Origin of the sequence: Vibrio sp. 10N.261.54.A5, assembly GCF_041471145.1 — a bacterium.
Lineage (GTDB): Bacteria > Pseudomonadota > Gammaproteobacteria > Enterobacterales > Vibrionaceae > Vibrio > Vibrio crassostreae_C.
The window spans coordinates 1-15396 of the sequence record NZ_JBFRNU010000092.1 but is presented as its reverse complement, the minus strand read 5'-3'; the positions used below and the strand labels follow the sequence as shown (position 1 = coordinate 15396).

General features: G+C 44.3%; 16 protein-coding genes and 1 other RNA gene. 7 read left to right on the top strand and 10 right to left on the bottom strand.

Annotated features, from left to right (window positions below):
• Nucleotides 1–311: 311 nt before the first annotated feature.
• Complete coding sequence (locus AB4329_RS21830; protein ID WP_009847660.1) at nucleotides 312–518, top strand: DUF1107 domain-containing protein; 207 nt, start codon at nucleotides 312–314, stop codon at nucleotides 516–518.
• A 111-nt stretch (nucleotides 519–629) separates the two neighbouring features.
• Here AB4329_RS21830 and AB4329_RS21825 read toward each other — a convergent pair whose 3' ends face one another.
• From AB4329_RS21825 to AB4329_RS21815, 3 genes are read right to left on the bottom strand one after another with little or no spacing between them, the layout of a single operon-like run.
• Nucleotides 630–1853 carry an FAD-dependent 2-octaprenylphenol hydroxylase gene (locus AB4329_RS21825; RefSeq protein ID WP_102321427.1) on the bottom strand — a complete coding sequence of 408 codons (1224 nt, stop codon included), beginning with the start codon at nucleotides 1851–1853 and terminating at the stop codon, nucleotides 630–632.
• A gap of 11 nt (nucleotides 1854–1864) precedes the next feature.
• A complete protein-coding gene (gene ubiH / locus AB4329_RS21820; RefSeq protein WP_017059054.1) occupies nucleotides 1865–3043 on the bottom strand; it encodes a 2-octaprenyl-6-methoxyphenyl hydroxylase in 1179 nt (392 codons plus the stop codon).
• Nucleotides 3044–3067: 24 nt separating this feature from the next.
• The gene (locus tag AB4329_RS21815; protein WP_136973763.1) at nucleotides 3068–3643 is read right to left on the bottom strand and encodes a YecA family protein; all 576 of its coding nucleotides are present in this window, start codon (nucleotides 3641–3643) and stop codon (nucleotides 3068–3070) included.
• A gap of 308 nt (nucleotides 3644–3951) precedes the next feature.
• Here AB4329_RS21815 and zapA point away from each other — a divergent pair, with 308 nt between their 5' ends.
• From zapA to serA, 5 genes are all read left to right on the top strand, one after another.
• Nucleotides 3952–4260, top strand: a complete 309-nt coding sequence (gene zapA, locus AB4329_RS21810) for a cell division protein ZapA (RefSeq protein WP_004735366.1) — start codon at nucleotides 3952–3954, stop codon at nucleotides 4258–4260.
• An 11-nt stretch (nucleotides 4261–4271) separates the two neighbouring features.
• Nucleotides 4272–4455, top strand: a non-coding RNA gene (gene ssrS, locus AB4329_RS21805) — 6S RNA.
• A 6-nt stretch (nucleotides 4456–4461) separates the two neighbouring features.
• On the top strand, nucleotides 4462–5061 hold the full coding sequence (locus AB4329_RS21800; RefSeq protein WP_017059056.1) for a 5-formyltetrahydrofolate cyclo-ligase: 600 nt from the start codon (nucleotides 4462–4464) through the stop codon (nucleotides 5059–5061).
• Nucleotides 5062–5185: 124 nt separating this feature from the next.
• Complete coding sequence (gene rpiA, locus AB4329_RS21795; protein WP_372139271.1) at nucleotides 5186–5842, top strand: ribose-5-phosphate isomerase RpiA; 657 nt, start codon at nucleotides 5186–5188, stop codon at nucleotides 5840–5842.
• 261 nt (nucleotides 5843–6103) lie between these two features.
• The gene (serA, locus tag AB4329_RS21790) at nucleotides 6104–7333 is read left to right on the top strand and encodes a phosphoglycerate dehydrogenase (RefSeq protein WP_017059058.1); all 1230 of its coding nucleotides are present in this window, start codon (nucleotides 6104–6106) and stop codon (nucleotides 7331–7333) included.
• Nucleotides 7334–7451: 118 nt separating this feature from the next.
• On the opposite strand, the gene AB4329_RS21785 is transcribed toward serA, so the two are convergent.
• Entirely contained in the window at nucleotides 7452–8165 is a 714-nt protein-coding gene (locus AB4329_RS21785) for an oxidative stress defense protein (RefSeq protein ID WP_004735362.1), read from the bottom strand.
• 110 nt (nucleotides 8166–8275) lie between these two features.
• Nucleotides 8276–9172 (bottom strand): LysR family transcriptional regulator ArgP, encoded by an 897-nt coding sequence (locus AB4329_RS21780; protein WP_102321476.1) that lies wholly within the window; start codon nucleotides 9170–9172, stop codon nucleotides 8276–8278.
• Between the two features lie 142 nt (nucleotides 9173–9314).
• Between AB4329_RS21780 and AB4329_RS21775 the strand changes: the two genes are divergently transcribed.
• Nucleotides 9315–9944 carry a LysE/ArgO family amino acid transporter gene (locus tag AB4329_RS21775; protein WP_017059061.1) on the top strand — a complete coding sequence of 210 codons (630 nt, stop codon included), beginning with the start codon at nucleotides 9315–9317 and terminating at the stop codon, nucleotides 9942–9944.
• A gap of 96 nt (nucleotides 9945–10040) precedes the next feature.
• On the opposite strand, the gene mscS is transcribed toward AB4329_RS21775, so the two are convergent.
• The 5 genes from mscS to AB4329_RS21750 form a co-directional block, all read right to left on the bottom strand.
• A complete protein-coding gene (mscS, locus tag AB4329_RS21770) occupies nucleotides 10041–10907 on the bottom strand; it encodes a small-conductance mechanosensitive channel MscS (protein WP_017063201.1) in 867 nt (288 codons plus the stop codon).
• A gap of 377 nt (nucleotides 10908–11284) precedes the next feature.
• Complete coding sequence (gene fbaA, locus AB4329_RS21765; protein WP_010435694.1) at nucleotides 11285–12361, bottom strand: class II fructose-bisphosphate aldolase; 1077 nt, start codon at nucleotides 12359–12361, stop codon at nucleotides 11285–11287.
• A gap of 155 nt (nucleotides 12362–12516) precedes the next feature.
• On the bottom strand, nucleotides 12517–13680 hold the full coding sequence (locus AB4329_RS21760) for a phosphoglycerate kinase (RefSeq protein WP_017059064.1): 1164 nt from the start codon (nucleotides 13678–13680) through the stop codon (nucleotides 12517–12519).
• A 166-nt stretch (nucleotides 13681–13846) separates the two neighbouring features.
• Complete coding sequence (epd, locus tag AB4329_RS21755) at nucleotides 13847–14896, bottom strand: erythrose-4-phosphate dehydrogenase (RefSeq protein ID WP_032545627.1); 1050 nt, start codon at nucleotides 14894–14896, stop codon at nucleotides 13847–13849.
• 213 nt (nucleotides 14897–15109) lie between these two features.
• Nucleotides 15110–15396 (bottom strand): transketolase-like TK C-terminal-containing protein (locus tag AB4329_RS21750; protein ID WP_372139269.1); only part of this gene is annotated, 287 nt, incomplete at its 5' end.

Genomic DNA, 15396 nt, shown 5'->3' with positions numbered 1-15396 from the left:
TCCGCGATGAACCTTTTTTTTGTCCGAAATTTACAATTTGATTACACAAACAAAAAAATCCCGCCTATTCTTATACTTGTAACATTATCACTGCTTAATACTGAACAGAAAAGTTCACGGTAGTTCACTACTCAGTATTATTTTGGGGAGGAGCTCACGTAAAAATAGATATTTACTGAAGAAAGTGCTTAGAACAGCACAAATATCTAATTAACGTCAACGCTACTGCATATAACTCCATGCTTATCACAATTATTATCTCGGAGTTTTTCTATAATATGCAGGCTAGGTAAATATAAGGATAATTAAGAATGAGACTGTTTAAGCGCTATACACCGAGTATGATTGCTAAACATGTAAGTCGACTTTTCAAAGGACGAATCTACATTTACGGCGTAGGAAAATTTGAGTTTGATAACGGTAAGCTAGTGCTACCAGACCGAGCAGAAAAACGTCACTTTCAAACAGTGAAAGAAATAAATAGTGAAATCATGAAACTGCGCTGCGCGTACGCATGACCTGATTATCTACAGAATTAAAAACAAAAAGGGTTGGCATTATGCCAACCCTTTTTTCGTACCAATTTTCGTATCAATGATGATTCGATAAACCACCAGAACACTATGTCATTATCGATGAGTCACTGGACGCTTAGCTAAGTCAGGAAGATTGCCAGACAAACCCAGTGCGCGCTTCATGATCTCATCTTTCGCACCCGGTAATTGGCCCGCTAGCTTCATACCAATACCACGAATCAGCTTCTTAGCTGGGTTATCGCCTTCAAACAGATCTTTGAAGCCCTGCATTGAAGCAATCATTTTCGCCGCCTCTGCTTTTCTCCAGCGCTCGTAGCCGCGAAGATTACGCTTGGTGCCAATATCCTCACCCGCAGACCATAGCTTTAACAGCTCTTGCGCTAAACTTGCTGCGTCTAATAAGCCAAGGTTCACACCCTGCCCTGCTAATGGGTGAATGGTATGAGCAGCATCACCAACCAAAGCCACACGCTCTACCGCAAAGTCACGCGCATAACGCATGCGCAGTGGGAAGGCAAAACGGTCACCAACCACTTCGCACAATCCAAGCTTCGAGTCGAACTCTGCCGTTAGCTGCTTATTAAAATCAACATCCGACATGGATACCAGCTTCTCGGCACGATTTGGTTCCGTAGACCAAACAATCGAGCTCATGTTGCTTGGTTGCATTGGTAGGAATGCCAATGGGCCTTGAGGCGTGAAGATTTGACGAGCAACGCTGTGGTGCGGCTCTGTGGTTTTGATGTTCGCGACAATCGCACTGTGTCCGTAATCCCAATGTGTTAATGGGATATCTTGCTGCTTACGAACCCAAGAGTTTGCGCCGTCTGCTCCAACAACTAACTTAGCTGTCAGTGCTTGACCATTGTCCAATGTTAACCAAGCTTCACTTTCACCAATCGCCATCGTTTTACACGTTGCGGGCATATACAGGCTGACGTTGTCTTGTTTCTTAACCTGATCAAGCAGCGCTAATTGAATCACACGGTTTTCAACGATATGACCAAGATTAGGCTGAGCCAAGCGTGTCGAGTCAAACTCAATACGAGCGAAACTGTCTTGTTCCCACACTTCCATCGCTTGATACGGTGCAGCGCGTCTTTGTTCGATACCTTGCCATGCACCTAGGTTACGAAGAATCACTTCACTAGAACGACTCAACGCGGATACACGCACATCAGGCAGCTCACTCAGCCCTTCACTAGGCGCTCTGCCTTCAATGACAGCGATTCTTAGGTCACTGTCTTTTAGGGCAGCAGCAAGCGCTAGGCCAACCATGCCACCACCAACAATCGCGATATCAACACTTTGCATCATTATTTATTACCTTATCTTTCTACTAGGCCAAGCGTATGACGCAAAAGTGGACCTTTAAGTGGTGGAAGGTTATCTATTACGGCTAACCCAAGATTACGCCCAATGCGAGCGGTCATATAATCGTTTGAGAACAGGTGAACTAGGCTTGAAGTCAACGTGATCGTTGCGTCTCGGTCTTGTTCTCTACGCTTTCTAAAGTTAACAAGACCACGGTAACGACCTACATCATCTAACTGGGTACACAACTCTTCTGCCAAGGAAGCCACATCTCGGATGCCTAGGTTAAAGCCTTGCCCCGCAATTGGGTGAAGCGTTTGAGCAGCATTACCAACAATGGCAAATCGATGAGAGATATTTTGCTGTCGGTGACGAAGAATCAGAGGGTAACTCGCGCGCTTGCCGACCTTCTCTAATCGGCCAAGTCGCCAGCCAAAGTCATTCTGCAATTGCTCAAGAAATTCATTGTCGTTTAGCGTCATCACTTTTTGTGCTTGCTCTGGTGTTAAACACCAAACCAACGATAAACGGTTGTCACTCATCGGTAATAGAGCAACTGGCCCATGATGGGTAAAACGCTCAAATGCGCGACCTTGGTGAGGTTCACTCGCCACAATATTGGCAATCACAGCGACTTGCTCAAAGTCGTGCTCACTCAATGAGATATTGAGCTGTTGGCAACAGGTTGAGATTGCACCGTCAGCAGCAACCAGTAACTTAGTGGTTACTGTTTGCCCACTTGTCAGTTCAATCGTCGTCAACGCTTCTTCACGTTCAACTTTACTAACAGACTCAGGACAAAGCATGGTAATTGCCGCTTCTGATTCAAGTTTCTGCTGATAGATTCGACCCACATCTGCTAACTCGACCACGTAGCCAAGCGCATCTACAGCAAGCTCTTCACTGTAGATGTCTGTCATTCCGGCATGCCCGCGATCCGAAACATGGATATCTTTAATCGGGGTCGCGACCGGAGCGATAGATTGCCATAAGCGCAAAGAATCCAGGATCTGCACCGTGCCATAGGACAAAGCAATCGAACGAGAATCAAACCCAGGGTGAGCTTGATGATCAACCTGATAAGGCTCCACTACCGCAATCGACAGTGAACCTTGGCTTAGGTGATTCAAAGCAAGGGCTAAGGTTGCCCCTGCCATTGCGCCACCAGCAATTACAACATCATACTGAGCCATCATAACCTCAAACCGGCCAACGAATTAATGAATGGTAGGCGCCGCATCTTCAGATGGGCGAGCACCAAATTCAGCATGAATCGTTAGTGCACACGCTTTTACGTGCTCAATAACGTGCTCTAGAAGCTGCGCTTGCTCTTCCAGATCATCATCTTCGTCAATGCCTAGCTTGGCCATCTCTTCTAGATCAACTAATGCTTCTTTTGTACTGTCAGACGCTTTGTTCAATTGAGCGCCAACCAAGCCTAGACCAGAAATGAAATGGTTAATCCAATCAGACACACCATCAGCCAAGTCAAATAGGCTTGCGCTTGCGTCTTCGTCCGGCAGCAGCATAGACAGTTCCATGCCTGAGCCTGTGATTTCACTGGTTGTGACTTTCAGTGTTGCTTCCGCAAGCGTTAGCGCGCGATCTGGCCAGCCCATACCTTCATTGGTGTAATCGAAGATCAGTGGTTGCCAGCTTTTATCTGCAAGGTTTAAGCCTCCGCTTAACATACCCGTTAATAAACCATGCATCTCAGCAGGGGTTACGGCTAGACTTGCCGATTGAAGTTCAGTCGCAACCGTTAGGTAGTCAGGTAAAGTAGTTTCGCTCATCAGATAGCTCGCTCAGTTATTCTTTATATCGATAGTATAATCGTACCACTTCACCCCAATTCTGGTAAGCATCGATCCCCAGCAATTGAAGGATGACTGACTACCAATTGTTCAATTTGCTGAATTACTGTGTGCTCAAGCTCTCATTTACAAACAGTCACTCTGAAAAGCTTGAATCTTAATAGCGGTTTACCTATAGTTTCTCCCTCAGAGGAGATTGCTTCCTCATCGGTACTTGCACTTTTTCTTTCTCAAAAAATGGCGAAGGGCAACAGCCTTAAAATAGCGCGTTAAAGAGTTCATCCATCATGAGTAATCAAGCGGTAGACGTTGAAATATTAGGAAAACTGACTCGAGTGAATTGTCCACCAGGGCAAGAAGAGTCATTGATTGCAGCGGCGGCCGATCTTGATAATCGATTGAAAGAGATGGCTGAACGTACTAAGGTAACCAATGAAGTGAAGCTGCTGACTATCGCAGCTCTGAATATTTGCTACGAATTACAAACCAAGAAGTTTGAAGCAAATGATGAACAAAACGCACTGACCGAGCGAATGGAACAGCTCACGACATCACTTTCAGATGTCCTCAGTAAAGTTAAGCACGGACAGCAATAGCGTACACAAAATTTACCCTGGAGTGTTTGTCAGAGGATTCACGTCCCCGAGCCGATAAGCAATCCCTAAGGGTTAGTACTTGAGTGCTATTGAGCATGCTCGGCCCGACCGAGAAGCCTACGGTAATCATTGCTGATCCGCCTTGAACTCGCTGGTTCAAGGGCCATCTATTCTCAACGGCACTTTGGGGTATCCCTTCTTATGAAGACGCTCACACGCAGCGAATTTCGCAAACAGATCCGTATCAAACGCAATGCCTTATCTGGCGACCAACAAACTCAATCCGGTATCGACTTAGTTAAGCAGTGCATGCAGCTTGATGAAATTCAGTCTGCTCAGCATATTGCCCTCTATATCTCTATCGATGGCGAACTCGATACTCAGCCTTTAATCGAATGGTTATGGGCGCAAGGTAAGCAAACTTATTTACCAGTATTGCACCCCTTCTCTGCCGGGCACCTGCTGTTTTTACACTACTCGCCAACCACACCGACGGTCTTGAATAAGTACGGTATTGTCGAACCTCAGCTCAATCAAATGCTGGTTAAACCTTGTCAGCAACTCGACCTTATTCTTACGCCCCTTGTCGGCTTTGACTCCCATGGCCATCGTTTAGGTATGGGCGGCGGATATTACGATCGCACCTTGGCAAAGTGGTTCGAGACGGGCGAAGGTGCAGCTCCTATTGGTTTGGCTCATGATTGCCAACATGTTGATACGCTACCGATTGAAGAATGGGACATTCCGTTACCTAAAATCGTGACTCCGAGTAAAACTTGGCAATGGGAAAACAACCATTAAAGCGCTATAATCGCGCCGCAAACGTTAACCTCGATATAGAAACGTTAACTCAATATCTAAACGTTAACTTCATCATTACGCAAACGATCAATTCAAAGCGCAAGACCTTATTCAGGAGAATGGCATGACTCAAGATGAAATGAAAAAAGCAGCTGGCTGGGCAGCACTTCAATATGTTGAAGAAGGCAGCATTGTAGGTGTAGGTACTGGCTCTACAGTAAATCACTTCATCGACGCACTAGGCACAATGAAAGACAAAATCAAAGGTGCGGTTTCAAGCTCTGTTGCTTCAACGCAGCGACTAGAAGAGCTAGAGATCAAAGTGTATGAGTGTAACGATGTCGCTAAGCTAGACATCTATGTTGATGGCGCAGATGAAATCAACCCAACTCGCGATATGATCAAAGGCGGCGGCGCTGCTTTGACTCGTGAAAAAATCGTAGCGGCTATCTCTGATAAGTTTGTGTGTATTGTTGACGGTACTAAAGCAGTTCATGTGTTGGGTAAATTCCCACTGCCTGTTGAAGTAATCCCAATGGCACGTTCATACGTGGCACGTGAGTTGGTTAAGCTTGGTGGTGACCCAGTTTACCGCGAAGGCTGCACAACCGATAACGGCAACGTGATCCTAGATGTGTACGGCATGGCGATCGAAAACCCGAAACAACTAGAAGATATCATCAATGGTATAGCTGGTGTGGTGACGGTTGGTCTGTTCGCTCACCGTGGTGCTGATGTGGTTATCACCGGCACGCCTGAAGGTGCAAAAATCGAAGAATAAATAATAGAAGATTGAGTTTTTCTGTTACTTCATTACATACGGTGCCCTAGGGCGCCGTTTTTTTTGCTTTATTGCTGTAAAATTATGTCTTATTCCGTAATTTTCTTACCCAAAACATTTTTTTTTTGTTACTTTATTGTTCAGAAGACGCACAGGGAAAACGTTTGTCTCCTAACAAAGTGGTGAATTTGTTCCCCTTTCAGCCATTTTGTAGCACGTGCGCCGCATTTGCCCAACCTTTCCATTTTAAGGACGAGAACAATGGCCAAAGTTTCACTGGAAAAAGAAAAAATTAAAATTCTACTTCTAGAAGGTCTTCACCCTTCTTCTGTAGAAGTACTGCAAGCCGCTGGTTACACAAACATTGAGTACCACAAAGGCTCGCTACCGGAAGATGAACTTCTTGAAGCAGTAAAAGATGCTCATTTCATTGGTATTCGTTCTCGCACTAATATCTCCCAAGAAGTTATTGATGCAGCTGAAAAGCTGGTTGCCGTCGGTTGTTTCTGTATTGGTACTAACCAAGTCAACCTTCAAGCAGCAGCAAAACGCGGTATCCCTGTGTTCAACGCACCGTTCTCAAACACTCGAAGCGTTGCTGAGCTCGTTCTTGGTCAGGTTCTATTGCTACTACGTGGCATTCCAGAAAAGAACGCGCTTGCACACCGTGGCATCTGGAAAAAGAGTGCCGACAACTCTTACGAAGCCCGTGGTAAGCGTTTAGGTATTATTGGCTACGGTCACATCGGTACTCAACTGGGTATTATTGCTGAAAACCTTGGCATGCGTGTTTACTTCTACGACATTGAAAACAAACTGTCTCTGGGTAACGCAACGCAAGTTCATACCATGACGGAATTACTGAACAAGTGTGACGTAATCTCTTTGCATGTACCTGAAACCAACGAAACAAAAGACATGATGGGTAAAGAAGAGTTCGAGCGCATGAAGCCTGGTTCTATCTTTATCAACGCAGCTCGTGGCACGGTAGTCGATATTCCTGCTCTGTGTGGCGCTCTGGAGTCTGGACACCTTGCAGGTGCGGCTATTGATGTTTTCCCAACAGAACCAAAAACCAATGCAGACCCGTTTGAGTCTCCATTAATGCAGTTCGATAACGTGATCCTAACGCCTCACGTGGGTGGTTCAACTCAAGAAGCACAAGAGAACATTGGTGTTGAAGTTGCTGGTAAGCTAGCGAAATACTCTGATAACGGCTCTACGCTATCAAGTGTTAACTTCCCTGAGGTATCACTACCACTGCATACTGGAACGTCTCGTTTATTACACATTCACGAAAACCGCCCAGGCATCCTAACTCAGATCAACACCATCTTCGCTGAGGAAGGGATCAACATCGCGGGTCAATACCTACAGACTGCGGCTGATATGGGTTATGTCGTTATCGATGTAGAAGCCGATCGCTCTGAAGAAGCACTGCTTAAACTGAAAGAGATCGAAGGCACAATTCGTGCTCGTCTACTTCACTAATCATCGAATTAGATCATAAGTAAAATAGAAAAGGCTCTCGTAATGAGAGCCTTTTTAGTACTTGGCCTACTGTAGGTAAATAGATCATGATGATCTAATCCCTCCTGAGGTATGTTCACTACTCTTCTAGTTGGTAGATCACATTCACTCGATCACGAATGGTGATCGTCGAATCTTCATAAGAATTCGACTCGGTTCTCGCATCCATTGCCATTGAACGCATCAATACAGGCTGAGAAGATTGTGCGTTGTAATCTACGCGCCATACATCACCTAACTCGCGCTCAAAACCGCTCGCCAATGATTTAGCTTTTGATGTCGCATCTTTAATGGCCTCCAAGCGCGCTTGCTCCTGATACTTAGCTTGGTCACGAACCTGAAGTTGGATATTATCGATCTGGTTAATACCCTGCCCAATGGCAATATCCATGTAGTCATTTAAGTTGGCTAGCTCATTCACTTGAACGGTCACATTACGTGATGCACGGTAACCAACCAGTTCAGGTTTACCATTTTTCGGGTAATGATATTGAGGAGATAAATACAGGTTAGAGCTGTGTACATTCGCCTCATCAACACCCGCTTGATGTAGCTTATTTAGAAAGCCAGTCACCACTTTATCAACGGTATTTTTAGCCTGTTCAGCAGTCATCGTCGATTCCACGACTCTAACTGAAAATGTCGCCATGTCTGGTGTCGCGATCACTTCACCATAGCCTGTCGTTGAAATATGCGGAAAAGATGGCGAGTCAGCCAATGATGGAAAACTCACAGCACTCAATGCTGCAGTAAGAGTAAGAGACGTTGCTAACATCTTTGGTACAAACTTCATTAGGTAGACCTATGCTGAACAAATGTTCTTTTATCATAGAGCAATTTGTCACATAACCAATCCCGCGACAGGACTTCTAACACAACTTTGACGCTGCAAAAACCAACAGCTTACTGAGGTAAGTGGTTGTGGGCATAATTTAATATTGCTTGAGATATCTCTTTTAATACCCCGCTCTCTAATTGCCAATGGTGCCAATAGATTCGATAAGACAACAAAAAGCCGGGCGTAATATCAATCAAAGCACCAGACTCTAGCTCCTCGATAATCTGCAATCGAGGAATCAAACAATAGGCAACGCCCGACAATGCCAAGCGTACAAATGCTTCTGAGCTGCCGACAGTATGATTGATCACACTATCTCTCGGGACGTTAAAATGATCATGCAAAAATTTCTTATGCAGATCATCGTATTGATCATAGGAAACCGCAGGTGCTTTGCTTAAGGTGGCGTAGTTTACGCCCTCTGCAAAGTAACGCTGATGAAAGTCAGGGCTAGCCACGCACACATAATCCATCCTACCGAGATAGTCAGCACTGCAGCCAGGAATCGCTTGAGACTCCAAACTGATTGCACCGGCCACCTCACCACTTTTAATCTTCTCAATGGTTCTTGATTCACCATGAATCGCGAGGTTCAACTCAACTTGACGTGAATTCATCACATCAGATAACGCAGGAAGTAACCATGTCGCCAAGCTATCAGCATTGGTCGCAATAGACAGAGAAAGAGGTTGAGTTCCCTCTTCGTTCATCAACTCTGGGACAAGCTCGTGCTCTAACAAGCGAACACGGCGATATAAGCCCAGTAGTTTTTTACCCGCAGGCGTTGGCCTAGGCGGGCTTTCTCTCACCAAGGCTGGCTGAGCCAACCACTTTTCCAGCTGTTTGATGCGTTGAGATACCGCCGACTGGGAGATATATAACTGCTCAGCAGCCCTTTCGAAGCTACGTTGTTTTACTACAGCATCCAGTGCTTCAATCCATTTATAATCCAATCCGCGCATCAATTTGCTTCCTTTTTAAGCTAACTCATCACCACATTAGCAACTCTAATAATGGATTAAAATCATTAATTATACTTATTTAAAGGGTCAGAGTATCTTCGCCATATAGCACGTAAATATCGTTAAATAAGTGGAGGTTAAAATGAGTTTTTGGGTTTTATTACAAGGTTTTGGTCTAGGGGCAAGTATGATTATCCCTATTGGCGCTCAGAATGCGTACGTCCTAAATCAAGGGATAAAACGCAATCATCATTTAACGACAGCAACGATTTGTAGCCTGCTCGATACTCTGTTTATCTCATTAGGCATTTTTGGCGGCGGAGCGATCTTGTCGCAAAATGAATTACTGCTTACCTCAGTGACACTAGGTGGCATCGCTTTTCTGACTGTGTATGGTTTGCTCTCACTACGCAGTGCATTCAAAGTGCGCACCAGTGATGAGTCGAAAGGTGAGATATTAGCGCGTGGCAAGCGCACCGTTATTTTAGGGGCATTGGCAGTAACAGTATTAAACCCACATCTCTATTTGGATACCGTGGTAATTCTTGGATCCATTGGTGGGCAATTTGAAGGCAACGACAGAATTGCATTTGCTATGGGGACTATATTGGCTTCGTTCGTCTGGTTCTATTCTTTGTCATTAGGCGCTGCAAAACTAGGCCCGACGCTATCTAAACCTAAGGTTAAGAAAGGCATTGATATCGCAGTCGCAACCATGATGTTCGCCATAGCAACGGTGCTTACCGATGGACTTATTGAGCAATACTGGTAAATCTATTTAGCTTCATGAAACCAACAAAAAAGGCGGATAACCTAAGTTATCCGCCTTTCCTTATAAAAGCTTATAGTTATAAAAACTAACTAGGAATTAAGCTTCTACTTTATTCATGTGTACATCCATTTGCGGGAATGGAATTTCGATACCCTCGTTATCCAAGCCTTCTTTGATTGCTTGCATCAGGTCGAAATAAACATTCCAGTAGTCAGCAGTGCTAACCCATGGACGAACAACGAAGTTAACTGAAGAATCAGCAAGCGTATGAACACCAACTTGAACGCCAGGTTCTTTCAGTACACGCTCATCAGATTCACAGATCTTAGTCAGTAGCGCTTTTGTCTTCTGAAGATCAGCGTTGTAAGAAACACCAATCATTAGATCAATACGGCGCGTCGCATGACGAGAATAGTTTGTGATTGGGCTGCCGATAACGCTACCGTTAGGTACTACAACCATTTTGTTGTCTGGCGTTGTTAGAACCGTTTGGAAGATTTGAATAGAATCAACTGAACCTGCCACACCACCAATTTCCACATAGTCACCAGACTTAAATGGACGGAATGCAACGATAAGTACACCAGCAGCAAAGTTAGATAGTGAGCCTTGTAGTGCAAGACCAACGGCTAAACCAGCCGCACCAATAACAGCAACTACAGATGCCGTTTGAACACCTAAACGACCAAGTGCAGCAATTAAAACAATCACAAACAACAAGTAACGAACTAAACCATGGACGAACTCCACAACTGCTCGGTCCATTTTCTTCTTCTGAAGAACCTTAGACACGCTATTCGCTACTGCTTTAACAATAAGGTTACCAATAAATAGAATTATCAGTGCTGAAATGATATTTACGCCATATTGGATAAATAAATCTGAATTATTTGTTAACCACTGCTCTGCTTGAGACAAACCATCCACAAGTGGAGTCTCAATCGCTGTCGAACTATCAGCCATAATGTGCATCCTCTATATAATATGCTATGGGCTAAACTGCCTTAAGCCTCATTTACTCTGCAATATAATAAACAGTGTAATTACCGTTAAGTCATTGTGTTAAAAGTAAATTAAAGCCAAGTCCTTTTTATAAACTGAACCAAGTTCAGTTTTTCGGCACGATATCCTATCTTTGACAGATTGCAAAGTCATATTTATGTAAGCTTTTGAATTATTAAAACTTACCGATAAACACAAATACCGATAACTAAAAGACTACGAAATTTATTCACCGCACGCTAGGTTTTTCACATATTTAGTACAAGTTTTTATCAGATATAAAAAAACCCGCTCAATGAGCGGGTTTTTAAAACTTAAAGAGTACTTAATTCAAAGAATTATAGTACGTCTACAGCGTTAAGGTCAGCAAATGCTTTCTCTAGACGAGCAACCATTGAAGCTTGACCAGCACGTAGCCATACGCGTGGATCGTAGTACTTCTTGTTTGGAGCAGCTTCGCCAGTTGGGTTGCCGATTTGACCTTGTAGGAAATCGAAGTTGTCAGCAGAGTACTGACGGATACCGTCCCAAGTTGCCCACTGTGTATCAGTATCGATGTTCATTTTGATAACACCGTAGCCGATAGACTCTTGGATTTCTGCTTCAGAAGAACCAGAACCACCGTGGAATACGAAGTTTAGAGCGTTAGGTGCGATACCGAACTTCTCTGCACAGTATGCTTGAGAGTCACGTAGGATAGTTGGAGTAAGTACAACGTTACCAGCTTGGTAAACACCGTGTACGTTACCGAAAGATGCAGCGATAGTGAAACGTGGGCTAACAGCCATTAGTTTCTCGTAAGCGTATGCTACGTCTTCTGGAGAAGTGTAAAGCTCAGATGCGTCCATATCAGAGTTATCAACGCCGTCTTCTTCACCACCAGTACAACCAAGTTCGATCTCGATTGTCATGTTCATTTTAGCCATGCGCTCTAGGTACTTAGCACATGTTTCGATGTTCTCTTCTAGAGACTCTTCAGAAAGGTCTAGCATGTGAGAAGAGAATAGAGGCTTACCAGTTTGTGCGAAGAACTCTTCACCAGCGTCTAGTAGACCGTCGATCCATGGAAGAAGTTTCTTAGCAGCGTGGTCAGTGTGCAGGATAACTGGAACACCGTAAGCTTCAGCTACAGCGTGTACGTATTTTGCACCAGCTACAGCGCCAAGAACTTGTGCGCCTTGACCTTCAAGTTTAACGCCTTTACCTGCGAAGAATGCAGCGCCGCCGTTAGAGAACTGAACAACTACTGGAGCTTTAACTTTAGCAGCTGCTTCTAGTACTGCGTTTACAGAGTCAGTACCAACAACGTTTACAGCAGGAAGAGCAAATTTGTTTTCTTTTGCTACTTCAAATACTTTCTGTACGTCATCGCCAGAAATCACACCAGGTTTTACAAAATCGAAGATCTTAGACATGGAAATAGTCCTATTTATTCTATCGTTTTAAGATTAAAAAACTTAAGTTTAAAAACTTGCAATCGTTTGCTCACAACTTATGCCATTCTAGCAAAAAAGTGTGATATGCAGCAAACGTTAAAAGGCGAGATTCACATCTCGCCTTTCTAAATCAATTATGCTTTAGCACGCTCTTCAAGCATTGCTACTGCAGGAAGTACTTTACCTTCAACGAATTCAAGGAAAGCGCCACCGCCAGTAGAGATGTAAGAAACGTCAGCTTTGATACCGAACTTATCGATAGCTGCTAGCGTGTCACCACCACCTGCTACAGAGAAACCTGCAGACTCAGCGATTGCTTTAGAGATACCAGCTGTACCCGCTTCGAAGTTCTTGAATTCGAATACGCCTACAGGGCCGTTCCAAAGGATTGTTTTCGCGTTGCCGATGATTTCAGCTAGTGCCGCAGTTGAATCTGGACCAAGGTCGAAGATCATGTCGTCGTCTTGAACTTCAGAAACGTGCTTGATTTCAGCTTCTGCGTTTTCGTCGAATGCTTTAGCACATGCAACGTCAGTTGCTACTGGGATAGCACACTCTTTCATTAGCTTTTGAGCCGTTTCAACTAGGTCAGCTTCGTATAGAGACTTACCTACGTTGTGGCCTTCAGCAGCGATGAATGTGTTCGCGATACCACCACCAACAACAAGCTGGTCAGCAATTTTAGAAAGAGACTCTAGAACGGTTAGTTTAGTAGAAACTTTAGAACCACCAACAATAGCCACTAGTGGGCGAGCTGGGTTGTCCATTGCTTTACCAAGCGCTTCAAGCTCAGCAGCTAGAAGAGGGCCAGCACATGCTACAGGAGCGTAAGTACCAACGCCGTGTGTAGAAGCTTGAGCACGGTGAGCTGTACCGAATGCATCCATTACAAAGATGTCACATAGTGCAGCGTATTGCTTAGAAAGTGCTTCTTCGTTCTTCTTCTCGCCTTTGTTGAAACGAACGTTTTCAAGAACAACAAGTTCACCAGCGTTTAGCTCTAGGCCGTTTACGTAATCTTTAGCTAGTTTAACTTCGCAGTCTAGTGCGTCGTTTAGGTAGTTAACTACAGGAGCTAGAGAGAACTCTTCGTTGTATTCGCCTTCAGTAGGACGACCAAGGTGAGAAGTAACCATTACCTTTGCGCCAGCTTCTAGGCAAAGTTTGATAGTTGGTAGAGATGCAAGGATACGTGCATCTGAAGTTACTTTACCGTCTTTTACTGGTACGTTTAGGTCAGCACGGATAAATACGCGTTTACCTGCAAGTTCCAGGTCAGTCATCTTGATCACAGACATGATTTGTCCTCTCAAATTTAAATAAATATAAAGTTTTGGAAACTCAGCAACCCTGCTAAGCCTATAAATTATTCAACTGGTAATTCTTTCACTACTAATAATATGTGGACTCTTAGTATTTATTTCAAGCTAAAAAATAAATAATCCGCACATTTGCTTCTAGGTCTTACTTCTTGCCTTCAGAAGCTTGCATTGCAAGAACCGTATCCAGCATTCGGTTCGCAAAGCCCCATTCATTATCACACCACACTAGCATTTTAACTAAGTGGCCGTTGCTCACTCGCGTTTGTGAACCATCAACGATTGCGCTATGGGGATCGTGATTAAAGTCGATGGAAACGAGCGGCGCTTCAGTATAGTCAACTATATTGTGTAATGTACACTGGGATGCATTAACAATGGTTTGATTTACGTCATTAACTTTCACATTTGCATTAATTGTGACACTTAAATCCATCGCTGTTACGTTTACCGTCGGCACACGCACAGATATAGCTTCAAATTTGTTGGAAAATTTCGGGAAGATTCTTTCAATACCTTTATGCAACTTGGTATCGACAGGAATGATCGATTGGCTTGCTGCTCGAGTACGACGCAAATCGCTGTGGTACGCATCGATAACTTGTTGATCATTCATTGAAGAGTGAATAGTCGTAATCGTACCGGACTCGATACCAAAGGCGTCATCAAGAACCTTAATGATAGGGACAATACAGTTGGTGGTGCACGAACCATTGGAAACGATTTGGTGGTCCGCTTCGATGGTATCGTGGTTCACACCATAGATAATGGTGTTATCGAGGTCATTGGCACCGGGGTGAGAAAACAGTACCTTTTTCGCCCCTGCAGCAATGTGCGCGAGGCCGTCATCTCGGCAACCATAAACACCGGTACAATCGAGAACGATATCCACCTCAAGGTCACGCCAAGGCAACAGCTCAATATCAGCAAGATGTAAGATACGAATGGTATCAAACTCACCCTTGTCTTCAGCACCAATGCCATGATGGACATAAATGTGCTCTTGATCGTTAGAGATTTTCTTACCGAAGCGGCCGTGACTGGTGTCGTACTGCAATAGGTGAGCCATAGCGTCAGGCTGAGCAAGCTCATTGACCGCTACTACTTTGATTTGTTGGCTTTTGCCACTTTCATAGACAGCGCGCAATACATTACGCCCTATTCGTCCAAATCCATTTATCGCGACTTTTAGCATAGTTCCGTACATCTAACCAAAATTTCGTGCAACAGATGATAACTGAATCCTACCCAAAAGGCATTACTTGAATAACTCAGCTTGTTCATGACAGATTGATCTGTTGCTTATAGAGATGAGTCTAGGAGAAACAAATCCCAGAGACAAAAAACCGAGCTCAGCGCTCGGTTTTTTTATTCATTTCATTGTTAGCACTAAGCTAGCAATCAATGATTAAGCAAGAAGCTCTTTCGCGGTGTTTACTACGTTTTCAGTAGTGAAACCGAACATCTTGAATAGCTCGCCTGCTGGTGCAGATTCGCCGAACGTTGTCATACCGATGATCTTGCCACCGAAACCAACGTACTTGTACCAGAAGTCAGCGATGCCAGCTTCTACTGCGATACGAGCAGTAACGTCAGATGGAAGTACAGACTCACGGTATTCAGCATCTTGCTTGTCGAACGCGTCAGTTGCAGGCATAGATACTACGCGTACTGCTTTACCTTCAGCGGTTAACT